This is a genomic window from Streptomonospora sp. PA3 (assembly GCF_009728995.1).
Lineage (GTDB): Bacteria > Actinomycetota > Actinomycetes > Streptosporangiales > Streptosporangiaceae > Streptomonospora.
The window spans coordinates 98,709-121,339 of sequence record NZ_VTZW01000006.1 but is presented as its reverse complement, the minus strand read 5'-3'; the positions used below and the strand labels follow the sequence as shown (position 1 = coordinate 121,339).

General features: G+C 69.7%; 19 protein-coding genes. 9 read left to right on the top strand and 10 right to left on the bottom strand.

Features of this window, described 5'->3' with window-relative positions; all coding sequences use genetic code 11:
• Positions 1-46 precede the first annotated feature (46 nt).
• Positions 47-1,090, bottom strand: a complete 1,044-nt coding sequence (locus FZ103_RS04355; RefSeq protein WP_155999004.1) for an NAD(P)-dependent alcohol dehydrogenase — start codon at positions 1,088-1,090, stop codon at positions 47-49.
• 98 nt (positions 1,091-1,188) lie between these two features.
• Here FZ103_RS04355 and FZ103_RS04350 point away from each other — a divergent pair, with 98 nt between their 5' ends.
• Positions 1,189-1,776, top strand: coding sequence for a TetR family transcriptional regulator (locus FZ103_RS04350; protein WP_155999003.1), 588 nt, complete (start codon positions 1,189-1,191; stop codon positions 1,774-1,776).
• 291 nt (positions 1,777-2,067) lie between these two features.
• Here FZ103_RS04350 and FZ103_RS04345 read toward each other — a convergent pair whose 3' ends face one another.
• A complete protein-coding gene (locus tag FZ103_RS04345; RefSeq protein WP_186355796.1) occupies positions 2,068-2,451 on the bottom strand; it encodes a hypothetical protein in 384 nt (127 codons plus the stop codon).
• Positions 2,452-3,233: 782 nt separating this feature from the next.
• Here FZ103_RS04345 and FZ103_RS04340 point away from each other — a divergent pair.
• Positions 3,234-3,878, top strand: a complete 645-nt coding sequence (locus FZ103_RS04340) for a GntR family transcriptional regulator (RefSeq protein ID WP_155999002.1) — start codon at positions 3,234-3,236, stop codon at positions 3,876-3,878.
• Positions 3,875-5,299 (top strand): nitrate/nitrite transporter, encoded by a 1,425-nt coding sequence (locus FZ103_RS04335; protein WP_155999001.1) that lies wholly within the window; start codon positions 3,875-3,877, stop codon positions 5,297-5,299. Before FZ103_RS04340 ends, FZ103_RS04335 begins: the two co-directional genes overlap by 4 nt.
• A gap of 66 nt (positions 5,300-5,365) precedes the next feature.
• Here FZ103_RS04335 and FZ103_RS04330 read toward each other — a convergent pair whose 3' ends face one another.
• Together FZ103_RS04330 and FZ103_RS04325 are read right to left on the bottom strand one after the other, a co-directional pair.
• Positions 5,366-5,602: a hypothetical protein gene (locus tag FZ103_RS04330; protein WP_155999000.1), complete on the bottom strand. Its 237-nt coding sequence runs from the start codon at positions 5,600-5,602 to the stop codon at positions 5,366-5,368.
• Positions 5,599-6,135 (bottom strand): dihydrofolate reductase family protein, encoded by a 537-nt coding sequence (locus tag FZ103_RS04325; protein WP_155998999.1) that lies wholly within the window; start codon positions 6,133-6,135, stop codon positions 5,599-5,601. The genes FZ103_RS04330 and FZ103_RS04325 overlap by 4 nt, the downstream gene beginning before the upstream one ends.
• A 102-nt stretch (positions 6,136-6,237) precedes the next feature.
• On the opposite strand from FZ103_RS04325, the gene FZ103_RS04320 reads away from it, so the two are divergent.
• The 5 genes from FZ103_RS04320 (at position 6,238) to FZ103_RS04300 (ending at position 16,376) form a co-directional block, all read left to right on the top strand.
• The gene (locus FZ103_RS04320; RefSeq protein WP_155998998.1) at positions 6,238-7,158 is read left to right on the top strand and encodes a LysR family transcriptional regulator; all 921 of its coding nucleotides are present in this window, start codon (positions 6,238-6,240) and stop codon (positions 7,156-7,158) included.
• A 212-nt stretch (positions 7,159-7,370) separates the two neighbouring features.
• On the top strand, positions 7,371-8,018 hold the full coding sequence (locus FZ103_RS04315) for an OB-fold-containig protein (protein WP_155998997.1): 648 nt from the start codon (positions 7,371-7,373) through the stop codon (positions 8,016-8,018).
• 91 nt (positions 8,019-8,109) lie between these two features.
• On the top strand, positions 8,110-8,982 hold the full coding sequence (locus tag FZ103_RS04310; protein ID WP_155998996.1) for an LLM class flavin-dependent oxidoreductase: 873 nt from the start codon (positions 8,110-8,112) through the stop codon (positions 8,980-8,982).
• Positions 8,983-9,304: 322 nt separating this feature from the next.
• Complete coding sequence (locus FZ103_RS04305; RefSeq protein WP_155998995.1) at positions 9,305-11,320, top strand: flotillin family protein; 2,016 nt, start codon at positions 9,305-9,307, stop codon at positions 11,318-11,320.
• 4 nt (positions 11,321-11,324) lie between these two features.
• A complete protein-coding gene (locus FZ103_RS04300) occupies positions 11,325-16,376 on the top strand; it encodes a DNA repair ATPase (RefSeq protein WP_186355795.1) in 5,052 nt (1,683 codons plus the stop codon).
• Between the two features lie 61 nt (positions 16,377-16,437).
• On the opposite strand, the gene FZ103_RS04295 is transcribed toward FZ103_RS04300, so the two are convergent.
• The 4 genes from FZ103_RS04295 to FZ103_RS04280 form a co-directional block, all read right to left on the bottom strand.
• Positions 16,438-16,992: a PIN domain-containing protein gene (locus FZ103_RS04295; RefSeq protein ID WP_155998994.1), complete on the bottom strand. Its 555-nt coding sequence runs from the start codon at positions 16,990-16,992 to the stop codon at positions 16,438-16,440.
• Between the two features lies 1 nt (position 16,993).
• On the bottom strand, positions 16,994-17,443 hold the full coding sequence (locus tag FZ103_RS04290; protein ID WP_155998993.1) for a helix-turn-helix domain-containing protein: 450 nt from the start codon (positions 17,441-17,443) through the stop codon (positions 16,994-16,996).
• A 551-nt stretch (positions 17,444-17,994) separates the two neighbouring features.
• A complete protein-coding gene (locus FZ103_RS04285) occupies positions 17,995-18,171 on the bottom strand; it encodes a DUF397 domain-containing protein (RefSeq protein ID WP_155998992.1) in 177 nt (58 codons plus the stop codon).
• Complete coding sequence (locus FZ103_RS04280) at positions 18,171-18,944, bottom strand: Scr1 family TA system antitoxin-like transcriptional regulator (protein ID WP_186355794.1); 774 nt, start codon at positions 18,942-18,944, stop codon at positions 18,171-18,173. The genes FZ103_RS04285 and FZ103_RS04280 overlap by 1 nt, the downstream gene beginning before the upstream one ends.
• 97 nt (positions 18,945-19,041) lie before the next feature.
• Here FZ103_RS04280 and FZ103_RS04275 point away from each other — a divergent pair, with 97 nt between their 5' ends.
• Positions 19,042-19,317, top strand: a complete 276-nt coding sequence (locus tag FZ103_RS04275) for a hypothetical protein (RefSeq protein ID WP_155998991.1) — start codon at positions 19,042-19,044, stop codon at positions 19,315-19,317.
• A gap of 246 nt (positions 19,318-19,563) precedes the next feature.
• On the opposite strand, the gene FZ103_RS04270 is transcribed toward FZ103_RS04275, so the two are convergent.
• Both FZ103_RS04270 and FZ103_RS04265 read right to left on the bottom strand, forming a co-directional pair.
• The gene (locus FZ103_RS04270) at positions 19,564-20,034 is read right to left on the bottom strand and encodes a hypothetical protein (RefSeq protein WP_155998990.1); all 471 of its coding nucleotides are present in this window, start codon (positions 20,032-20,034) and stop codon (positions 19,564-19,566) included.
• A gap of 333 nt (positions 20,035-20,367) precedes the next feature.
• Positions 20,368-22,569: a bifunctional DNA primase/polymerase gene (locus FZ103_RS04265; protein WP_155998989.1), complete on the bottom strand. Its 2,202-nt coding sequence runs from the start codon at positions 22,567-22,569 to the stop codon at positions 20,368-20,370.
• Positions 22,570-22,631: the final 62 nt, after the last annotated feature.

Sequence of the window (22,631 nt, the reverse complement as noted above, 5' to 3'; positions counted from 1 at the left end):
GCCTTCGCCGCCGCGCCGGCCGACGTTGCGGCCTTCTCGGACAAGCCTAAGCGAGGTCGGACATGTCCAGGACGAAGCGGTAGCGGACGTCGTTGCGGCCGAGGCGGGCCAAGGCTTCGTTCACCTGCGCGGAGGGTAGGAGCTCGATGTCGGCGGCGACGCCGTGTGCGGCGCAGAACTCCAGCATCGACGCCGTCGCGGGCCGACCGCCGCTGCCCGCGGAGCTGAGCCGTTTGCGCCCCAGGAGCAGATCCATGGTCTGCACCTCGACCGGGCCGAGGTGGCCGAGCAGGCTGAGCGTGCCGTCCAGGGCGACGAGGCGCAGGTAGTCAGCGGGGTCGTGCGGGACCGCGATGGTGTCGATGACGATGTCGAACCCGTCGCGGGCGCCGGAAAGCTGCTTCTCGTCGGTGGACACGAGGAGGTCGTGTGCGCCGAGGCGGCGGGCGTCCTCGGCCTTGGCCGCGGACCGGCTGACGACCGTGGTCTCGGCGCCCAGCGCGACGGCGAGTTTGACCGCGAGGTGCCCGAGGCCGCCGAGCCCGACCACGGCCACGCGGGTGCCGGGGCCGGCGCCGAGGGCTTGCAGCGGCTCCCACACGGTGATGCCGGCGCACAGCAGCGGGGCGGCGGCAGCCGGGTCGAGTCCTTCGGGCAGCGGGTAGGCGAACCGGTCGCGGACCACGTACTCCCGCGAGTAGGCGCCCAGCGTGGGGGAGCCGTCGTGCCGGTCGGTGCCGCCGTAGGTCAGGGTCGGGAACCCGTGGCAGAAGTTCTCCTGGCCCCGTCGGCACATGGCGCACACGCCGCAGGAGTCGACGATGTTGCCGACCGCGACCGGGTCGCCGACGGCGAACCGGGTGACATCGCGGCCGGCCTCCGTCACCGTCCCGGTGAACTCGTGCCCCGGTACCAGCGGTGCGGCCGCCCCTTCGGGCAGGGTGCGCAGCGCGTGCAGGTCGCTATGGCACACGCCGCAGTAGTCCACGCGCACCGCGATGTCGTCGGTGCGCAGGTCCCGCCGCTCCAGCGGCGCCCGCCGCAGCGCATCCCCGGGGCGCTCCGCCTGCCATCCGATCGTCGTCCTCATACCCCGGCTCCTAAACAAACAGACTGTTCTGTCTGTTTCAAGCTAGCCGAAGCCGGAGTCCCGAGTAAACCGACCGTTCTGTTGTTATCGTGGCGGGCATGGCCGATAAGCCCCTGACCTCGCGTGGAGCCGCCACCAAGCAGCGCATCCTGGAGGTCGCGACCCGGGAGTTCGCCGAACACGGGATCGCCGGCGCACGCATCGAGCGGATCGTGGCCGCCGCCCGCACCAACAAGGCCCAGCTCTACGGCTACTTCGGCAGCAAGGAAGGGCTGTTCGACGCGATCTTCTTCGGCTCGCTGGAGCGGATCATGGACGTCGTCCCCATCGACTCCGCCGATCTCGCGGACTGGGCCGTGCGGCTCTACGACGAGTACCTGCGCCGCCCGGACCTCATCCGGCTGGCCACGTGGGTCCGCCTGGAGCGCCGCCCGACCGGCCACCTCGTCGAGGACGCGGATCGACTCGACGAGCCCAAACTCCGGGCGATCGCCGAGGCCCAGGCGGCAGGTGCCGTCCGCTCCGGCGACCCGTTCGACCTGATGGCGATGGTCATCGCGATGTCCATGGCGTGGTCGCCGGTCAGCAACGTCTACGCGGCCGGCGCCGACGAGCCGGAGGACATGCACGAGAAGCGCCGCGCCCTGCTCCGCGAGAGCGTGCAGCGGGTCGTGGCGCCGACCTAGGTGAGCGACGAGGGCGGCGAAGGCCGCCCGGGCCCGGCCGGGCAGTGGGGGATCGGCGGCGGAGAGGTAGGGCCGCAGGACCCGCGCCCCGGGGCCGCACCGCGGGCCGGATCCATCGGGCACACGAATGCCCGGGGCGGGTGACTGAGGTGGTGGCGGCTGCCGCGAACAAGCCGGAACCGGATGGACGCTTGGCGCGTCTCACCCTACAGAGACTTCACTCGACGGCTCGCGCACTCGTGGCGCACCGGAACCGGGGCCGGGTGGAGTCTCGCCGGTGCCGGGATCGCTTCAAGCCGCGGACAGCGACGACGCATGGTGGCGGCCGCGCTGGAAAGGACTGGTGAGGGGGAAGGAGAAGGAGAGGGAGTTGAGCAGCTCCGCGGCCCCGGCGGGATCGCTGGCCGGATGGGTGACGGTGCTGCCGAAGAGGTCGTTCCAGATGAACTTGCCGTCGCGGCACCAGACGTTGATGCCGCGCATGATCGAGATGACCGCGAGTTCGGAGGTGCCGGCCCGGTACATCGGGCGGGCGGCGACGGCGACGAGTTCATCCCACAGGGCTGTCACGGCTCGCTCGGCGCAGAACGCGTGCCGGGGTCTGTGTTTGACGCGGTTAGCCAATGCCGCCTTCACGCGGTTGGCCCGCGGATTGTTCAACCGCCAGTGACTCACTTCGTCTCCTGATCAGTCCGGTTGCCGCCGTGGGGCGCCGCCTGCGAGGGAGGCGCTACCGCGGTCCGAGCATGGGCCGGTCAGTGGAAGACCCACGATCTTTGCAAAGTTGGTAGGCCGCGAACTCTGTCGTTACCTCCTGGTTATTCTTTGCGCTCCGGATAGTAGCAGCAATCGCCCCCTAGGGGTCGACCCTCGAAAATGTGGCCCATGTCACAGGTGGATGCGGGGTGACATCCGCGTGTACGTGGTGTTTTTCCAGGTCAAAAGGGGTCGGTTCGAGTCTGCTGGCCGAAACAGGCCATGGGTGGTCCCCGGGGAATGTCAGGCGCTTCACGGCGAGCCACCACGGGGTGCGGGTTGCGTCATCCCTGGTGGGAGCGGTGTTCCCGCAGCTCGGGGCGGCGCCGGACCGCTTCGCGCCGCACAAAACCTGTTCAACCGCACAAATCTGCGTATTGCATCCCCGAGGCGGCCCTGAGGGCAGCCTCGATAGGCGTTTCGTGTCCGTCCGGTGACAAACCGTGGTATTCGGTCGGGCGGTTAGTCGCTTCTAGTCCGAACTGGAGGTTTGGCCCCCCTTGATGGCGGTGTGACCGTCTCTTGGTGTCCCCGTGGCCTCACAGGCCACTCCGGCGCCGCGCGGCCGCCGGGGCCGGGAACCATCTCGGGCCGACCGGAGCGCACCCGCCCGGCCGTGCTCGGCGCCACGGCCGGCCGTGGCGTGTCACACCTCGTTCTCCCGCGCGCGCGTGGGCGTGCGCGGCTAGCATAGATACAAGATGCATACAAAGACGTCGGCGACCGACCGCGCCTACCGCTACGCCAAAGACGCGATCCTGGCCCGCCGCTACGCCGGCGGCGACCTCATCAGCGAAGGGGACATCGCCGCGGGTGTCGGGGTCTCCCGCACGCCGGTGCGCGAAGCGCTGCTGCGCCTGGAGGCCGAAGGGCTGGTGCGGCTCTACCCCAAGCGCGGTGCGCTGGTGGTCCCCGTCTCCCAGGACGAGATCGACGACGTCGTCGAGACCCGCCGGCTCGTGGAGGCGCACACCGCGCAGAAGGCGGCCGGAGCCGAGTCGGCAGAGCGCGAGGCCCTGGCGCACCGGCTGGCCGAGCTGCTCGAGTGCATGCGCGCCGAGGTGGAGGGGGACCGCCAGGCGTTCGTGCTGGCCGACCGCGAGTTCCACCGCGAGATCGTCGCCGCGAGCGGCAACGCGATCCTCGCCGGGCTGTACGACTCGCTGCGCGACCGGCAGCTGCGGATGATGAAGGAGGGGGTTCGCACCGTGTCGCGGATGCGCAGGAACATCGACGAGCACGCCGCCATCCTCGCGGCGATCCGGGCGGGCGACGCGGAGTCGGCGCGCAACGCCGTGCAGGAGCACCTGGACGGCGCCGCACAGCTGCTCGGAGCGCGCACATGAGCGGGGCCGGTCCCTCCGCCGAGCACCCGGCCGGCGCCTCGCGGTCCGCCGGCCGCCGCCGGGACGGCTACGTGCGCCCTCATTCATCCGGTCATCGGGTGTCGACGGCGCCCGCTCACGCAGCGGGGAGCCGCGGACACCGCACCCCCGCAAGCCCCGCGGCCCCGCCGCCGGCGGCCCGGCCCGCCGCCGAACCGGTCGGCGGCGCCCGCGCCTGGCTGGTGTGGGGCATCGGAGTAGGCGTCTACTTCCTGGCGATGTTCCACCGCAACGGCCTGGGCGCCGCGGCGCTGGAGGCCCAGGAGCGGTTCGACGCCGGCCCGGCGCTGCTGTCGATGCTGCCCATGCTCCAACTGCTGGTGTACGTGCTGCTGCAGGTTCCCACCGGACTGCTCGCCGACCGGGTCGGTCCCCGCGCCTCGTTGATCGCGGGTTCCCTGCTGATGGCGGCGGGCGTGGCCGTCTTCGCGCTGGCTCCCTCCATCGAGGCGGCCATCGCCGGCCGGGTGCTGATCGGCATGGGCGACGCCGTCACGTTCCTCAACGTGATCCGCCTCGCGGCACTGTGGTTCCCCCGCGCCCGCTACGCGCTCGTCAGCGGGCTGACGGGGGTCGCCGGCGGGCTGGGCCAGGCGGCCAGCGTCGCCCCGCTGTCCTTCGCGCTGCACGGACTGGGCTGGACGGGCGCATTCCTCGCCTTCTCCGGCGTGACGCTGGCGATGACGCTGCTCGTACTGCTGGTGGTGCGCGACCGGCCCTCGGGCCGGCCGGCCGCGGGCGCCCACCCGCCCGTGCGCGCACTGGAGAGCATCGCCGAAGCACTGCGCACGCACGGACCGCGGCTGGGCCTGGCCCACCACGCGGCGATCATGCCGCCCTTCACGATGCTCGGTGTGCTCTGGGGCTATCCCTTCCTTGTGGAGGGGATGGGGTTCGCTCCTGCGGTGGCCGGCACCCTGCTCTCCGGTATCGGCGCGGCCGTGCTGTGGGTCTCCCCGGTCATCGGGCTGCTGGCCGGCCGGCGCCCCGGTGTGCGGCGCCCCCTGGCGACCGCGCTGGTGAGCCTGTTCGCCGGGGGCTGGCTCACCGTGGTCGGCTGGCCCGGCGGGCTGCCGCCGACGTGGCTGGTGCTCGCCGTGCTGGTGGTCAGCGCGTCGGGAGCGGTGATCGCGCCCGCCCTGTCGTTCGACTTCGCCCGCGACGGCCTGCCCGCCGAGCGCACGGGCGTGGCCTCCGGCCTGGTCAACATGAGCGGCTTTCTGACCACGGTGGTCGTGACCGTGGCAGCCGGCGTCGTGCTGGAGGCGGGCGCCGGATTCCAGGCCGCCTTCGTCCCGGTGACGGTGACGACCGCCCTTGCGGGCGGCATCCTGCTCACCCTCCTCTGGAAGCGCCCGCCCCGAACGGTCGCCGGCGGCTGAGCCGTCCTCGGGCAGGGCGGGGCGCCGGTCTCGGCCCCCCCGCCCCGCCCGCCGCGACGGCGCCGCTCAGCGGTCCTCTCCGGTGCTCGCGCACCACCGGTCGACCGCTGCGCTCACCCGCGGCATGACCAGATTGACCATGACCACGACGAGCACCCCGCTGATGAGCAGGGCACGGGCGGGCATCGCCAGAGCGGCCAGCGCGTCGCCGAAGAGCGTCAGCAGTACCAGGACGATCCCGAACGCCGCGGCCCAGGCCGCGAGCGTCGTCGCGGCACGCGCCCGCACCGCCGCGCTGATCACTTCCGCACCGCGTACGTGCTCAGGACCGGGCCGGCGAACTCCCGCGTCTCGATCAGCTCCAGCTCCGCCGCGGTGCCGTCGGCGAACAGCCGCTTCCCGGACGCCGGCATCACCGGATACGTGATCAGCGTGAGCCGGTCGACCAGGCCCTCGGCCAGGAGGCCGTCCACCAGTTCGCCGCTGCCGTTGACCAGGATGTCGCCGGCGACCTCCGCCTTCAGTGCTGCGACCGGCTCGGCGAAGTCCGGCCCGATCACGGTCGTGTTCCGCCAAGGCGCGTCGCCGCGAGAAGAGACGACGTACTTCGGCATCTCGTTGATCTTGTCCGCGAACCCGGTCTCGTCCGTCCGCCCCGGCCATGCGGCCGCGAAGCCGTCATAAGTCCTGCGGCCGAGCAGAAGCGCGCCGCCGGACAGGATCTCGGCCAGCTTGAACTCGGCGATGCCGTCGTCGAAATAGTCCAGCGACCACTTCTCCGGCGCCTCCATCACGCCGTTGAGAGCGAGGAACTCCGAGACCACCAGATTGCCCATGTCACATCTCCCGTGCCGATCTCCTGCGATGCCGACGACGCTACGGGCGTCGGCTGTGATAAGTCCAAGACGTGCTTCTGCTCAGAGGGATAAGGTTCATTTATGGAGCTCCGTCAGCTCGAGTACTTCGTCGCGGTGGCCGAGGAGTGCCATTTCACCCGGGCCGCCGACCGGTTCCGCGTCGCACAGCCTGCCGTCAGCCAGCAGATCCGGCGCCTGGAAGCCGAGCTGGGCGAGCGCCTGTTCCGGCGGGACCGCCGCTCCGTCGCGCTGACCGCCGCGGGCGAGGCCCTGCTGCCGCACGCCCGAGCGATGCTCGCCGAGGCCGCCGGCGCCAAGGAGTCGATCTCGGCGCTGTCCGGCCTGCTCACCGGCAGCCTCGCAGTGGGTCTCGTGCAGCCGCTGCCCGACCAGCGCGTACCGGCGCTGCTGGGCGCCTTTCATCGCCGGCACCCGCAGATCCGGCTCACCCTGGTGGAGGAGGAGACCGACGCCCTGCTGGAAGAGCTGGCCGGGGGCGCGCTCGACGTCGCCGTCATCGGGCAGGGGCCGGCCGACCCGCCGCTGCCCGACGAGATGGGTCCGCGCGTCATCGCACGCGAACGCCTCGACGTCGCCCTCCATCCCGAACACCCGCTGGCGCAGCGGGAATCGCTGTCACTGGCGGAGCTCCGCGGCGCCCCCGTCGTCACGGCCCCGCACAGCAGCAAGCTGCGCACCAACCTCGAACGCGCCTGCCGGGAGTCGGGGTTCACCCCGAACGTCGTCGCCGAGACGCGCGACCTCGGCCTCGTCTGCCAACTGGTCCTGCAGGGGATCGGGGTCGCGGTGCTGCCCGAGTCCGCGGCCGCGGCGGCGCCCGAGCTCGTGCGGGTCCCGCTGTCCGCGCCGGATCTGCAGCGCCGCATCGTCATCGCCGCGCGTCCGCGGTACACCAGCCCTGCCGGGCGGGCGTTCCTTGCCATGGCCCGTCGCCGGCTCGCCGAACCCGAGGCCGCGCCGCCCGGGGCGGGACCCCGATGAGGACGCGAAGACGTCCCGCGCGGGGACGGCCGATCCGCCGCCCGCCGGCCTCGCCGCGACGCGGGCGCGGCAGGCGGGCGGCCCGCTGACCGCTTGCGGACAGCGCACCGGGCTGCAGGAGGGCGCACCCTCTTCGGTAAGGTCATTGGCCACGTGCCGGACGCCGCCGGCGCGGTGGCCGCGGTTTTCGAGGGAGAGGGCTGCACCGACCGATGACTGGTCTGCTCGAAGCCTCCCTGGCGTTTCCCACCGTCCTGTTCAGCTTCATGCTGGTGGTGGTCGTCGGCTACTGGTTCCTCGTGGTCCTGGGCGCCGCCGACTCCGGCATGCTCGACGGCGACGCCGACCTCGACACCGGCTCCGGCGGCGGCGTCGGCGGAGCCCTGGGCGCCCTCGGCCTGGGCGGCGTTCCGGTGACCGTGGTGCTGTCGCTGATGATCGCGGTGGCCTGGTTCGTGAGTCTGGTGGGGACAGTGCTGATCGACTCGCTGACGGATTCGCCGCCGCTGGCGATCGCGCTCGCCCTGGTCGTGCTGGTGGCGGCGGTGATCCTCGCCTGGGGCGCCACCGCCGCGATCGTGATGGGGCTGCGCCGGCTGCTGCCCGCCGAGCGGCAGCCGCGGGGCGCCGACTTCGTCGGCAAGACCTGCGTCGTGCGCACCGGCCGGGTCGACCAGGGGTTCGGCCAGGCCGAGATCTCCGGGGCCGACGGTTCGTCGTCGCTGATCGAGGTCCGCACCATCGGCGAGGAGCGGCTGAGTGCGGGCAGCACCGCGCTCATCTTCGACTACGACTCCGAAACCGGCGTGTACCGCGTCACCCCCTTCGACCCCGCGCTCGACCCGGGCACATCGGCCTGACGGGCCCTGGCCGCAACCGGCCGACCGGCGTCGTCCCCAGGCCCGACGGTTCCATTGCCCGCGGCGATCGGCGCGCGGTAGGAACGACGGCATGACGACACTCGGCGCCGTGTTCCGCCCCCAGTTGCCCCCCGAACGCCTCCGCTCCGTGGCGCGCACCGCCGACGAGGCGGGGCTGGAGGAGCTGTGGCTGTGGGAGGACTGCTTCCTGGAGAGCGGGATCGCCACCGCGTCCGCGGCGCTGGCCTGGACCGAGCGGCTGCGGGTGGGGGTGGGCCTGCTCCCGGTGCCGCTGCGCAACGTCGCCCTGACCGCCATGGAGGCGGCCACCCTGCACCGCCTGTTCCCCGACCGCGTCACGCTGGCCGTCGGCCACGGCATCCAGGAGTGGATGGCGCAGGTCGGGGCGAAGGCGTCGTCGCCGCTGACCCTGCTGGAGGAGCACGTCACGGCGCTGCGGGCGCTGCTGCGGGGCGAGCGGCTGACCACCGAGGGCCGCTACATCCGCCTCGACGACGTCGCCCTCGACTGGCCGCCCGCGACCGCCCCCCGCCTGCTCGCCGGCGCACGAGGGCCGCGCACCGTCGGGCTGGCGGGGCGCTGCGCCGACGGCACCGTCCTGGACGCCCGAGCCGGACCCGACCGCGTGCGCGAGGCGCGCCGGCTGATCGACGAAGGCCGCGCCGAAGCGGGGCGGACCGACGACCACCGGGTGGTGTCCTACCTGCTCGCTGCCACCGGTCCGGGAGCCGACGAGCGGCTGCGCGCCGAGCTGGAACGCGAAGGCATGGCCTCGGTGCCGGAGGTGGCGGTGTCCGGCGACGCGGCAGCGGTGGCCGAGGCCGTCCGCCGCCGCGCACAGGCGGGGGCGCACACCGTGGTCCTCCAGCCCACCGCCGACGAGCCCGATCCCGAGGGCTTCGTGCGCTTCGCCGCCGCCGAGGTCCGCCCTCTGATCGACTGACCCCTCCCGGCCGGGCCGCGGCACCGCCCGCACCCGGCACCCGCACCGCGTCCTCACCCGCCCGCTCGTCCGCTCCACCGGCCTCGGCCGCGCACGCCCGCGCCGAGGGCCGTCCGGTCGGAACCCGCTCCGCCCGGCCGGCGTCCTACCCATCACATCGGCGCCGCGGCCGGGAGGGGTGCGGCGCCGGCCGATCCCCCATCCGCCGACTCCGCTTCCACCCGCTGCGCACGCGGCACCCGCGGCCCGCGGTCGGCGCCGCCCGCCGGGAGGCGGGTGCCCCGGCGTCCGACTCCCCCAGGATGAAAGAGAACACCGCCTGATGGATACGAGCACCATCACCACCGGAGCAGGCGTACTGCTCGCCGTCGCGCTGCTGATCGTCATCGGCCTGGTCTTCACGATCGCCCGCCTGTTCCGCAAGGTCGAGCAGGGCAAGGCGCTGATCGTCTCCAAGGTCCGCAAGGTCGACGTCACCTTCACCGGTGCCGTGGTCCTGCCGGTCCTGCACAAGGCCGAGACCATGGACATCTCCGTCAAGACCATGGAGCTGGAGCGCAGCGGCACCGACGGCCTGATCTGCAAGGACAACATCCGCGCCGACATCAGCATCAAGTTCTTCGTCCGCGTCAACCCCACCACCGACGACGTGCTGCGGGTGGCCAAGCTGATCGGGGTCGAGAACGCCAGCAGCCAGGACAAGCTGCAGGACCTCTTCAGCGCCAAGTTCTCCGAGGCGCTGAAGACCGTCGGCAAGCACTTCGACTTCGAGGACCTCTACACCCGCCGCGCGGAGTTCCGCGACCGGATCATGGAGGTCATCGGCCAGGACCTGAACGGCTACGTGCTCGACGACGCCGCCATCGACTACCTGGAGCAGACGCCCAAGGAGCAGCTCGACTCCGACAACATCCTCGACGCCCAGGGCATCCTCAAGATCACCGAGCTGACCAAGCCGAAGAACGAGCGCACGCACCTGCTGGAGCAGGACGAGGCCAAGGAGAAGGACCGCCAGCGCACCGAGGCGATGGAGGCGCGCGAGGAGCTGCGCCGCCGCCGCGAGGAGGCCGAGGCCAAGGCTTCGCGCGAGATCGAGACGCTCAAGGCCCGCGAGGAGGCCGAAACCCAGCGCGTGCAGGCCGAGGAGCGCCTCAAGGCCCAGGCCGCCCACATCCGCACCGACGAGCAGCTGGGCGTCCAGCGCGAGAACCAGCAGCGCGAGATCGCCGTGGCCGAGAAGAACCGCGAGCGCGTCATCTCCATCGAGAGCGAGCGCATCGAGAAGGACCGGATGCTGGAGGTCATCGGCCGCGACCGCGAGACCGAACTGGCCACCATCGCCAAGGAGAAGGAGGTCGAGGGCGAGCGGCGCGAGGTCGCCGAGGTGGTGCGCGAACGCGTCGCCGTCGAGAAGACCGTCGCCGAGCAGGAGGAGAACATCAAGCGGCTGCGCGCGGTCGAGGAGGCCGAGCGCGAGCGCCAGGCCACCGTCATCCACGCCGAGGCCGAGGCCCAGGAGAACCTGGTCAAGGACATCAAGGCCGCCGAGGCCGCGGAGCAGGCCGCCAAGCACAAGGCCGCCGAGGAGATGACCCTGGCCGAGGCGCGCCAGCAGGCCGCCGAGCTCGACACCCGCGCCAAGATCCGCCTCGCCGAAGGCCTGCAGGCCGAGGCCGCCGCCGAGGGGCTGGCCGCCGTCCAGGTGCGCGAGCAGGACGCCGAGGCCGTCGAGAAGGTCGGCCGCGCCGAGGCCGCCGTCGAGCGCGAGAAGGCGATGGCTTCGGCCGAGGGCATCCGCGAGAAGCTCAAGGCCGAGGCCGATGGCCTCAACGAGAAGGCCGGCGCCATGGCCGCGCTTGACGAGGTCAGCCGCGAGCACGAGGAGTACCGCCTGCGCCTGGAGACCGAGAAGGACATCCGCCTGGCCGGCATCGACGTGCACCGGCAGGTCGCCGAGGCCCAGGCGTCGGTCCTGGCCAGCGGACTGGAGAAGGCCGACATCAACATCGTCGGCGGCGACGGCATGTTCTTCGACCGCATGGTCAACTCGATCGGCATGGGCAAGGCCGTCGACGGGTTCATGGAGAACTCCGACGTCGCCCAGACCCTGGCCGGCTCGTGGATGGACGGATCCCAGAACTTCGCCCAGGACGTCTCCCGCGCGCTCGGCGCGGTCGACACCGCCGACATCAAGAACCTCACCATCTCGGCGGTGCTGCTGCGGCTGATCAACTCCGGCGGTCCCGACAGCGAGAAGATGCGCGAACTGCTCGACGCCGCCAAGCGCCTGGGGGTCGCCGACGCCCCGGTGGCCTCCCTCGACGGCGTGAAGCGGTGAGACGGTGACCGACGTCGCGACCGAGGGGTCCGCCGGCCCGGCGGACCCCTCCACCGGAAGCGAGCTCGACGCCGGAACCTACGAGGTGCTGCGCTCGCGCCTGGCCACCCAGGCCGCGGAGCTGGCCCGCCGGGCCGAGGCTCTCAACAGCCGCCGCGTGGAGGTGTTCGGCGGCAACGAGCTGTCCCTGGTCGGCACGGCGCGGATCCGCACCGAGAACAACTGCGTCCCCCGCGACATCATCTCGGTCAACGGGTTCATGCTCTTCGGCTACAACGTGTTCATCGGGCTCAAACCCGAGACGGCCGTGGGCGACGTGTTCTCGCTGCACACCTTCATCCGCGACCCCGAGGGCGGCTCGGGCGCCTTCCGCTTCGACACCGCCGACTTCGCCGAACTGCCCGAGCTGCTGGCCGATCCGCAGTTCCAGCGCGATTTCGGCGAGCTGTACCGCTACTACCGCGAGACCCGGCTGATGCAGCTGCGGCGGGTCGAGGAGAAGCTGCTCGCCGTCTTCCAGACCGGCCCGCGCACCGCGGACGTGCGGGTGCTGCGCTGGGAGATCGGCGCCACCGGGGCCATCACCTACCTGGACAACCGGGGCGAGCGCGACCACGTGTTCCCGCCGCCCTACGACTTCGAGTGGACCGCCGCCACCCGCGACGACCACGTGCTGGGGCGCCACCCGCACATCTCCATCCTGGGCGAGCTGTTCGTCGAGACGGTGGGCGGCACGCTCACCGTCAAGATCGAGAACAACACCGAGGTCGGCGAGGGCATCTACAGCGAACCGGTCGACGAGCCGCTGCAGAGCCTCGCCGACGCCGAGGTCTCCTACGCCCGGATCGGCGCGCTCATCCTGCTGCGCGTGCTGCCCTACAACGAGGCCGAGGCCCGCTACCTGGTGTTCAACACCCGCACCAAGGACGTGGTGCGGCTGGACGGCATCGGCCAGGCGTGCCGGCGGCTGCCCGAGGACCAGGGCGTGATCTTCCCCGGCGGCTACTACCTGGCGACCGGCACGGTGAAGACCTTCGACACCGAGCTGGAGGAGCTGGAGTTCGAGAAGGCGGTGCGCTCGCCCAACGGCGAGGACGTGCTCTACGTCTTCCACGCCCGCCGGGAGGGCCGCAGCCTGCTGCTGCCCTACAACGTCATCCGCAAGGAGGTCGCCGCGCCGATCCCCTGCCACGGGTACTCGCTGTTCGACGACGGCACCCTGGTGGTGTTCCGCGCCGGCTCCGAGGAGCCCACCCGGGTGCACCCCATGCAGGTGTGGCAGACGCCGTACGTCTCCGACGACTACGCCGCCGCCCAGCCGGTGGGCACCGGGCCGCTGGAGCGGGTCGGCAACGCCGAGCTGGTGCGGGGCGTCTCCGACTGCCTGTCGGTGGCGCGCATGGTCGAGGAGATGACCCCCTCCACGGCCGTCTTCGAGGCGCTGATCGCCAACTGCCGGCGGGTGTTCGACCACTACCCCTGGCTGGACGACCCGGAACTGGGCGACGTGCACGCGCCGCTGGCCGACGTCCGCGCCACCGCCGAACAGGTCCTCGACGAGTTCGAGAAGGTCCAGGCGCTGACCCTGCAGGCCGAGCGCGCGCTGGAGGAGGCGGCCGAGCACGTCGCCTCGCTGGTGCGGCGCTCGCGCGGCGAGACGCCGCGCTCGGCCGAGGCGTGGGTGGGCCGGCTGGCCGAGCTGCGCCGCGCCCAGGGGCACCTGGTCACACTGCGGGAGATGCGCTACATCGACACCGACCGCGTCGGGGAGCTGGAGTCCTCGCTGACCGGGGAACTGGGGTCGGCCGGCCGGCGGGCCGTGGAGTTCCTGCAGGGCGAGGACGCCTTCAGCGCCTACCACGCCGAGGTCGACCGGCTCGTCGCCGACGCCGAGGCCATCACCGCCGCGGCCGAGGCCGAACCGGTGCGCGAGCGCATCACCGAGCAGACCGAGGGCCTGGAGATCGTCACCGAGGTCGTCGGCTCGCTGGAGATCGCCGACGCCCGCGTGCGCACCGCGATCCTGGAGCGCATCGGCGAGGTGCTGGGCGGCGTCAACCGGGCGCGCGCCACCCTGGAGGCCCGCCGCGGCGAGCTGCTGGACGCCGAGGGGCGTGCGGAGTTCGCCGCCGAGTTCGCACTGCTGGGCCAGGCCGTCACCGGCGCGCTCGCGGCCGCCGACAGCCCCGCCAAGTGCGACGAGCAACTGGGCCGGCTGATGCTGCAGCTGGAGAACCTGGAATCGCGGTTCGCGGAGTTCGACGACTTCCTCGGTGAGCTGGCCGCCAAGCGCGACGACGTCTACGAGGCGTTCTCCGCCCGCAAGCAGGCGCTGCTCGACCAGCGGGCGCGCCGCGCGGAGCGGATCGCGGAGTCGGCCGAGCGGGTGCTGGCCACCGTCGCCCGCCGCGTGGCGGGCCTGGACTCGCTGGAGGAGGTCAACACCTACTTCGCCTCCGACGCGATGGTGGCGCGGCTGCGCTCCAGCGCCGCGGAGCTGCGCGAGCTGGGCGAGACGGTGCGCGCCGAGGAGCTGGAGGGACGGCTCAAGGCCGCGCGCGAGGAGGCCGGGCGGGCGCTGCGCGACCGCGTCGACCTCTACGACGGCGGCGACGCCATCCGGCTGGGCCGGCACCGCTTCGCCGTCAACACCCAGCCGCTGGAGCTGACCCTGGTGCCCGGCGACGGCGCGATGTCGCTGAGTATCACCGGCACCGACTTCCGCGCGCCGGTGACCGACCCGGACTTCCTGGCCACGCGCCCGCTGTGGGAGCAGTCCGTGGTGTCGGAGAGCCCGCAGGTCTACCGCGCCGAGTACCTGGCGGTGTCGATCCTGGCCGACGCCGAGGCGGGCGCCGGCCCGGTCTCGGCGGCCGAACTGCACCGGGCGGCGGCCCGGGGCGAGGACGACGCCGCCGCCGGGCTGCTGCCGCTGGTGCGCGCGGCGGCCGAGGAGCGCTACGACGAGGGCTATGAGCGCGGGGTCCACGACCACGACGCCGCGCTGCTGCTGGCGGCCCTGCTGCGCCTGCATACGGGCGCGGACCTGCTGCGCTACCCCGCGCCGGCCCGCTCGGCCGCCCAGCTGTTCTGGGCGTTCGGCGCCGCGCGGGAGGCCAAGGCGGCCTGGTCCACCCGGGCGGCCTCGCTCGCGCGCGCACGCGACGCCTTCGGCGGGCACCGCTCCCCGGCGATCGGCGGCCTGTGCGCCGAACTGGAGGACGCCGTGGCGGCGTTCCTCGCCGAGGCGGGACTGGGGCACGCGATCGGGGACGGTGCCGCGGACGCGGAGTCCGGCGGCGGGTCCGGGCTGGCGGGGGAGTACCTGTTCGAGGAGCTGGCCCGCGGCGGCGGTTTCGTCACCGGAGCCCAGGCGCGCACGCTGCTGGACCGGTTCCGCCGCGCGCTGAGCGGCACCGCCGCGGCCTCGCAGCAGGAGTTCGAGCGCGATCTCCGCTCCTTGGGCGCCGACCTGGCCGCGCGCCATCAGCTGGTGACGGCGTGGCTGGAGTCCTACCTGGCCTCGGCGGGCGCCGACGCCGGTCCCGACCTCGCCGAGGCGGTGGCGATCGAGCTGTGCGGTACGGCGGTGGACCGCCGCGACTCCGCGGCCGAACTGAGCACCGAGGTCACCGGGCTGCTGGGGGCCCATCCCCGCGTCGCCGACCGCCGAATGCGGCTCCGGCTGGACGAGACCCTGGCGCGCGTGCGCCGCTTCCGCACCGAGCGGGTCCCGGCCTTCCGCGACTACCAGCGGCGCCGGCACGAGCTGCTGGCGCGCGAGCGCTCCCGGCTGCGGCTGGAGGAGTACCGCCCCTCGGTGATGAGCGGGTTCGTGCGCAACCGGCTGCTGGACGAGGTGTACCTGCCGCTGATCGGCGACAACCTGGCCAAGCAGATCGGCGCGGCGGGCGACGACAAGCGCACCGACCAGAGCGGGCTGCTGCTGCTCATCTCCCCGCCCGGCTACGGCAAGACCACGCTGATGGAGTACGTGGCCGACCGGCTGGGTCTGGTGTTCGTGAAGGTCAACGGCCCCGCGCTGGGGCACGCGGTGACCTCGCTGGACCCGGCCGACGCGCCGGACGCCACCGCGCGCCAGGAGGTCGAGAAGATCGGGTTCGCGCTGGAGATGGGCTCCAACGCGCTGCTGTACCTGGACGACATCCAGCACACCAACCCCGAGCTGCTGCAGAAGTTCATCTCGCTGTGCGACGGCCAGCGGCGGATCGAGGGCGTGTGGGAGGGCCGCACCCGCACCTACGACCTGCGGGGCAAGCGGTTCGCGGTGTGCATGGCCGGCAACCCCTACACCGAGCAGGGCAGCCGGTTCCGCGTGCCCGACATGCTCGCCAACCGCGCCGACGTCTACAACCTGGGCGACGTGCTCTCCGGCCGGGACGAGCTGTTCGCGCTGAGCTACATCGAGAACGCGCTGACGTCCAACCCGGTGCTGGCTCCGCTCTCATCGCGCGAGCGCGGTGATGTCGAGCTGCTGGTGCGCATGGCCAGGGGCGACGACTCGGTGCGCGCCGACCAGCTCTCCCATCCTTACTCCCGGGTGGAGCTGGAGCAGATCCAGGCGGTGCTGGCCAAGCTGGTGCGGGTGCAGGAGGTGGTGCTGGCCGCCAACCAGGCCTACATCGCCTCGGCGGCCCAGGCCGAGGAGTCCCGCACCGAGCCGCCGTTCCGGTTGCAGGGCTCCTACCGCAACATGAACCGGCTGGCCGAGAAGATCGTCCCGGTGATGAACGACGCCGAGCTCGAGGCGGCGATCGACGACCACTACCTGGGCGAGGCGCAGACGCTCACCTCCGGCGCCGAGGCCAACCTGCTCAAGCTCGCCGAGCTGCGCGGCACGCTCACCGCCGAGCAGGCCCGGCGCTGGGAGGAGGTCAAGGCCGCCTACCGGCGCGCCAAGGCCCTGGGCGGTGACGGCGACGACCCGCTGACGCGCGCCGTCGGGGCGGTGGGGCTCCTGGCCGACCGCGTGGGCGCCGTCGAGACGGCCATCGACAGGGCGGCCGGACGCCTGAACTCCCACGGCGGGCACTGAGGCGCACCCCGGACCCCCGCAGCCGGCGGGGCGCGGCACGGCGGCCGCGCCCCGCCGCGGCTCATTCGGCCTGAAGCTCGGCCACGGCCGCGTGCAACCCGTTGCGTTGCAGGTTCGCGAGGACGTCGGCGACCGTTCCGGGAGGCCTGCGCCACGAATCGGCGATCTGCTGCGCGCAGGACCAGACGACCTTTCGATCCAGATGGATCTGGTCCAGGACGAACTCGTCGGCGCTCTTGGCCTCGATGTCCCAGTCGCCCAGCACCGATGCAGGAAAGTCGGACAGGTTCTCGGTGACGACGACCTGGGCCCGTGCACGGATGGCGGCCGCCAGTACGTGGCGATCATCGGGGTCGGGCAAGCGCAGGGATTCGATCAGCGGCTCGTATCCCGTGATAAGGCAGTCGCGGACGGCTGTGATCATCAGTTGCCGTGTGCGACGCAGGGCATCGGCAGGCAGATCGGGGCGGTTCGCCGCGAGACTGTCGAAAACCTCATCGAGGATCCGATGCGTCCACTTCGCTTGGACGAGCCCCGCCTGCGCCACTCGGATGAGCAGGTCCCGCAGTGTGCTCGGGTAGAGGACGTTGGCGTCATAGACGACGGTGAAGGGCATCTCAGTCCAGGCCCAGCTCCCGAGTCACCGCGGACAGGTCATCGGCGGCTTCGCGGCGGCGCTGGTCGTCGGCGCGCATGTACTCCAGCAGCGAAGCCGCACGCACTCTTCGATGCGTGCCGACCTTGCGATACGCGATCTCGCCGGCTTCGAGAAGGCCGACCAGGTAAGGGCGCGAGACGTTCAGCATGTCCGCGGCCTGCTGAGTCGTCAGTTCCGCGTGTTCGGGAACGATCGAAACGCCGCGTCCTGCCGCCATGTGCGCGAGCACGGCGGCGAGCAACTCGACGGCCGAGCGCGGGAGCACCAGTCCCTGGCCGCTGTCCTCGGCGACCACGGGGACGCGGGTCAAGGGCTCGGGGTGCTCTTCCAGGTAATGGCGGATCCGGGGGAGTGCACTCGCGGCCGCCTCGACCTGCGTGGAGTCCGGGTGCGACGACAGTACAGCCATGCTTCCTCCTCGTCGTTCCTCAAACCGTTCCCCCTCCTTAGTGAATTATCCGAAGCAAATGAAATAACCGCAACCACGTCGAGCTGTTCTGTGCTCCGAGAGAGCTGAGTGTCCTTGCGGTAGGTCCGGCTGGCCGCCGCCTCCTACCGGGTAGTAACATGGGTTTTGTTACCAGTCAGTAGATCGCGTGTGCACACACAGCGGCCGGGACGAGCGGAGCGCGCGAATGACGCACTACAAGAGCACTTTCAGTAGTCTGCGCTCCGCAACGGGTGAGGTGTCTGACCTGGGAGGAGTCGCAGACGGTAGCCGTTTGCGCTCCCGGTGACCCGTTCGTTTTGTGATTACACGCTGACTGTAGGCCGGAGCGGTCAGAGTTGCAACCGAAGGTTGCAATCTCAGCGGGTTAGGATTGCATACTGTATACGCGAGGGATCTGCGGACATCTCCCGTACTTCGCAGGTCAGCGCAATGGGGGTCACATTATGACCCCCTTCGACACGACAAAGGGGGACACCCGACGTCGGGTGTCCCCCTCGAAGTCGCAGCGGTCAGAGGTCTTCGAGACCTTCGAGGAACGCTTTCCATTCACCAGCGGGGAACGTCAGGTGTCCCTTGTCGCGGTTCTGCGTGTCGCGGACACGTGTCTCGGGACCCTCCGACACCTCCACACAGTGGGAACCCGACTCGCTGTAGCTGGACTTATGGAACCCATCGGGAGAACGCATCAAAGCATCCCTTCAAGCAACTTCACGGTGTGAGCTTCCGGGAGCGCGCGGGTCAGTGCGTCCCGGATGAACCCGTCTATCCTCGCAGCCTGAGCGGGTGTGTCGTACACCAGACTCCCGTTACCGTGTTCGCTCGCAGCGACGATCGTTCCGTCACCCAAGCGGTAGACGTGAACCGCAGCCGTCAGGGACAGCAGCAACGTGCCATCGGGGACCACGTGTATCGAGGTCCGTTCCCGCTCAGCGAAGGCAAGTAGAGCCTTGACCTGATCGATCCTGACGGCTTCGGGAGTCCAGCGGAGAGCGAACTCCGGAAACACCGCAGTGACGAACGGGTCATTGCTGCGGGTCAGCCGTTCGTAGCGCTCGACCCGCAACCGAGCTAGCTTGTCCAGCTCCTCAGAAGTCGCGGACGGTCGACCCGCGCGGAACACCTCACGAGCGAAGGCGTAGGACTGGAGGAGTCCCGGAACGGTCGACACAGCGACGGTGTCAATCGACACCGCTTTGTCTTCGAGCTTCCCAACCGAGCGCATCCACGGGGGAAGCTGTGACCCTGACGTCTCGCTCTCCCAGGTCCGTAGAAGCCGACCGCCGGCATGTAGAGCCGAGTCGAGTTTTTCGACGTCAGACCGCCTCGGAGTGATGGTTCCCGATTCCCATCGGGAGATGGAAGAAGCCGACCCGTCTACGCGGTTGGCTAACTGCCGCTGTGTGAGTCCTGACAGTTCGCGGAGCTTTGCGAGGTTCGCCCCGAACCCTGTTTCATCCACGCGTCAAGCCTATGCAGCAACGTGCAACCGCCACCATTGCTGTGCGGGAAGACTGCGGTTGCTGTGAAACCGCTCAGGCGACCGTGACCGTTGGTGTATGGACTCAATGCATGTACTGGAGCTGCTGCTGATGGAAGCGCGCTCCCGTGGTGTCGCGGTGTCACGGGGTCGCGGGATGTCGGTGATCATCGCGGGTGTCACGGTGACCGCCTCAGAGAACCTCGCTTCCTTCCAGATGTCGACCGGAGGGACGCGACACATTGCGGTGATCGATGACGAGGGGGTCTGCAAGACCGTTGACGTGGTGGTCGCGGACGCGAACCCCGGTGACGTCTTCCCGAAGGGGTTGAACGCGGGGATGACGCTGGGGTGAGAGTCGCGGACTGGAGAAGCTGACCCGGTGAACAGGAGGGGCGTTCACCGGGTCTTCTCTTGGTCACGCTCGTGCAATTGTGAAAACCCTCTGACAGCCCGCAAGCAACTGTAAAGAGTCTTAACGGTTCCGGTACCTGAACTGTGACAACGACTGTTGTAACGGTCGCGCATTACCCGCAGCCGACCGGGTCTAGTTGCGGCCTTCGTGGTCCGAAGAAGGCGACGGCTCAGCCGTCGCCTTCAGTCATGCTGCCGGACACCTCGGAGAATGCAACCGCTCCGTTTTGCGCCACGGAACACAGCAGAAGAACCGAGCGGGAAACTCCACCCCTTGAAGGATCATCACCGCATGGTCCTTCTTCTGCGCGTTGCATGACGCATGCGCCAACTGAGCATTGACCGGACTGTGTCCCGGATGCGGACCGATGTTCGCCGCTAACGGCATCATGTGATCCATTACCGGGTAACCCGGACAGTCTTCGCCGCGAATCCACGGGGTGTCCATATCGACCGGTTCAAGGCAGATACCGCACAGCGGTTCAGCGTAGTCGTAGACTTCCTCCCGCAGGAAGTACACCACGGGAAGTCCGCGTTTTTTCGCCTTGACTTCGTGCTTCTTGATCTTCGAGTATCCGGAGTAGCATTCACCGCAAGCGGGAGCGCTACGATTGAACGGGACACCAGCGGGACGCTTCCCGCAGTAACGACATTCCATGATTCTCCTTATCAACGCTCTGACCTGGGGTGGACATAGTTTCCCCAGCTCAGGGGATTATGTCCACCCCGGTGGACCTTATTTTCGCAGGTCAGCGACCGTGGACACCGTGGACAAAAAGTCCACGGTCGCGCGCGGAGGAACGAAAATCCGTCATCTCTCCGCTCTCTAGCCCTATAACTCTGTGACCTGCGTAAATATAGTATTGAACGTAAGGACTAGAGGTTTATACTTGGGTTCGTTCGCGAGGGACCGTGGACTTTTTGTCCACGGTGGTCCACCCCTACTGACCTGCGGTTTTAGGGGTGGACAAAAAGTCCACCGTGGACTTTTTTATGGCTTCGACTCTCCGGGGTAGAAGACCCGTTCGTTTTCGTCGAAGACCACCCAACCCTGTTCGTCCGCGTAGTCGGTCGCCTCAGCAAACAACTCACGCGTGTCGGAGCGAAGGGTCTTGCGCAGCTCTCCGACCGGGAAGCGTCCCTTGTCGTGAACTTTCTTCGCCAAAGCCTTAGCGGTCTTCTCCAGCTTGGGTCTTGCCTGCGTCCGCGCGACTTCAAGCCGTCGCTCGGTTTCAACCCGCTTGCGGGTCGCGGCTTCCTCCCGCTTGGTCTTCTCAGCGAGGTTGTAAGAGACGACCGAATCCCGTACCGCACACGACGTCTCCCAGACGACACCGGAAAGGTCCCAATCCTCACGGGTGACCTCAACCCGACCGTCCAAGAGTGCGAGCAACGCCGCGACCTTCGCCCGCATCAGCGACCGGTGCGAATCCAGCGGGTTTTCAATGACTGCCTCACCCGTGGCGTACGAACGCATCTCCCGGAACATCTCGTCCTTGAGGTCTTCGGGAAACTCCAGCGTCAGCGGTCCGGTATCGACAAACGAGTTGTCCGGTCCCAGCAGATAGCCGCTCAGCTCTCCCGGATGCGGGATGCGCTTGTCCGGGATGCTGGGGTCGGTCGCGGAGCAGAACAGGAACCGCTGAGGTGTCCCCGCTGCGGAGTCGTCCAGCAGCGCCGCTGCGGTTTCCTGCTGATACCCGATCAGCGCGCCGAGCGCGTACTCACCCCGGGGCAGTACCCGTGTGGTCTCCTGCCGCGCGTTGGCCTGCCCCAGCAGATCACCGACCCAAGCGCTCCGCAGCGTCGGACCGATCGTGGTACCCGAGCGCTCCAACTGCTTCGTGAGGTTCTCGCCTTCGTCCAGGGAGAAGAAGCAGTTCCACCGCACTTGCTTGCGGACGGAGACCACCTTGGGAGTCCCGTCCTTCTTGGTCCCGCCGCTGGGGTCTTCCTCCCACACGGTCCCGTAGTACGCCTCTGCGATCCCTTCGCCGCTACCCATGGGAAGACCGTCGCGAAAGTCCAGGTCAGCCGGTGCCGGCATCAGCTTTCGCACCCCGGAAACACCGGAGGTCTTGCCCGCTCCGGAGCTGCCGACCACAGCGACGAAAAGGTTGAGCGAAGCCGGTTCCTTCACTCCGGTGTCCACACGGGTGCGGTAGTCGACCATGGCGGACATGCGCGCAAGGGTCGCGTAGAAGACCACGTCCGCACTGGAGGTCCGGGAGTGTGCAGCCTGACGGATGTGTCGCAGCGACTCCCGCGACTCCCAGAACGAATCCGGGAGGTTGGTCTGTGCACCGTCGCAGTCGCACCCGAGCGCTTCGGGGTCGTCCGCCAGCCGCAGCGCACCGTCTAACGCGGTGTCCCATTCGCGCTGTGCTTCACGACTGCCGCCCTTGCGGTCGGCCGACACCTCCGGGACGAACACCGACTCCAACGTGTCGATTGCCGCACCGACTCCGGGGTGTCCCTCCGACCCGAGCTGGATCAAGCGGTACTGTGCGGCGACCATCGCGTCATGACGGCTGGAACCGTCCTGTACCCGCTTCTCATAGGCTTCCAGAGCGTGTGTGACGCTGCCGCAGGGGTTGCCTTCGCTCAGCGAGTCCGAAGCGCTCTCCGTCCGCTTCAGTGGCTTTCCGGTATTGGTCGCGCGCAGCCCTTCAAGCCAGGAATCCGGCAGCTTGGGAAGTGCTTCGACTCCACCGAGCACCATCAGCGAATCACCTACCGGTTCCCAGCGGTACGCCTTGCCGGTAACGGGGTGCGTGCTCGGTTCAACGACCATGTAGCGGTGATGGTGCTGGATCAGCTCGATACCGGGGAGTGCGGTGATCGCCTCGAAGTCGTCCGGGACTCGGTACAGGTAGATCCCGCTGGGGGCTTCCCTAGAACCGCTGCGGTCGGTTGCGGGAAGCTTCCCCCACTTCCTTTCGCAATCCTTCAGCGTTTCCGCACCGGGCTTGTCGCCGTAGGCGTCGACGTCGATACCGATAACGCCACGGGGAAGGCGAAGCGCTACGTTCTGACCCTTCTTAGGCGGGACGGATTCGGTGTGTCCGTCGCGTCCGGTTGCACCCTTGACCGCAAGGGTCTTCCCGTTGACCGGGACGATCTGCCAACCGGCTTCGGTGTACTTGCTGTAAGCGTCTTCGACGCTGATGAACTGTGTACGTGGTATACTCATTTGTAAGGTTACTTTCTTGCGTGGGCGTGTACATAAGCGGGTTCCTTTCCTGAGTACTTCGG

Bases quoted from the DNA above. Each gene is read 5' to 3' on its own strand.
- FZ103_RS04265 (WP_155998989.1), bottom strand. From the start codon at position 22,569: ATGAGTATACCACGTACACAGTTCATCAGCGTCGAAGACGCTTACAGC.
- FZ103_RS04305 (WP_155998995.1), top strand. From the start codon at position 9,305: ATGGATACGAGCACCATCACCACCGGAGCAGGCGTACTGCTCGCCGTC.
- FZ103_RS04270 (WP_155998990.1), bottom strand. From the start codon at position 20,034: ATGGAATGTCGTTACTGCGGGAAGCGTCCCGCTGGTGTCCCGTTCAAT.
- FZ103_RS04315 (WP_155998997.1), top strand. From the start codon at position 7,371: ATGACTGGTCTGCTCGAAGCCTCCCTGGCGTTTCCCACCGTCCTGTTC.
- FZ103_RS04285 (WP_155998992.1), bottom strand. From the start codon at position 18,171: ATGCGTTCTCCCGATGGGTTCCATAAGTCCAGCTACAGCGAGTCGGGT.
- FZ103_RS04350 (WP_155999003.1), top strand. From the start codon at position 1,189: ATGGCCGATAAGCCCCTGACCTCGCGTGGAGCCGCCACCAAGCAGCGC.
- FZ103_RS04275 (WP_155998991.1), top strand. From the start codon at position 19,042: ATGGACTCAATGCATGTACTGGAGCTGCTGCTGATGGAAGCGCGCTCC.
- FZ103_RS04290 (WP_155998993.1), bottom strand. From the start codon at position 17,443: ATGGCTGTACTGTCGTCGCACCCGGACTCCACGCAGGTCGAGGCGGCC.
- FZ103_RS04340 (WP_155999002.1), top strand. From the start codon at position 3,234: ATGCATACAAAGACGTCGGCGACCGACCGCGCCTACCGCTACGCCAAA.
- FZ103_RS04295 (WP_155998994.1), bottom strand. From the start codon at position 16,992: ATGCCCTTCACCGTCGTCTATGACGCCAACGTCCTCTACCCGAGCACA.
- FZ103_RS04355 (WP_155999004.1), bottom strand. From the start codon at position 1,090: ATGAGGACGACGATCGGATGGCAGGCGGAGCGCCCCGGGGATGCGCTG.
- FZ103_RS04335 (WP_155999001.1), top strand. From the start codon at position 3,875: ATGAGCGGGGCCGGTCCCTCCGCCGAGCACCCGGCCGGCGCCTCGCGG.
- FZ103_RS04325 (WP_155998999.1), bottom strand. From the start codon at position 6,135: ATGGGCAATCTGGTGGTCTCGGAGTTCCTCGCTCTCAACGGCGTGATG.
- FZ103_RS04310 (WP_155998996.1), top strand. From the start codon at position 8,110: ATGACGACACTCGGCGCCGTGTTCCGCCCCCAGTTGCCCCCCGAACGC.
- FZ103_RS04320 (WP_155998998.1), top strand. From the start codon at position 6,238: ATGGAGCTCCGTCAGCTCGAGTACTTCGTCGCGGTGGCCGAGGAGTGC.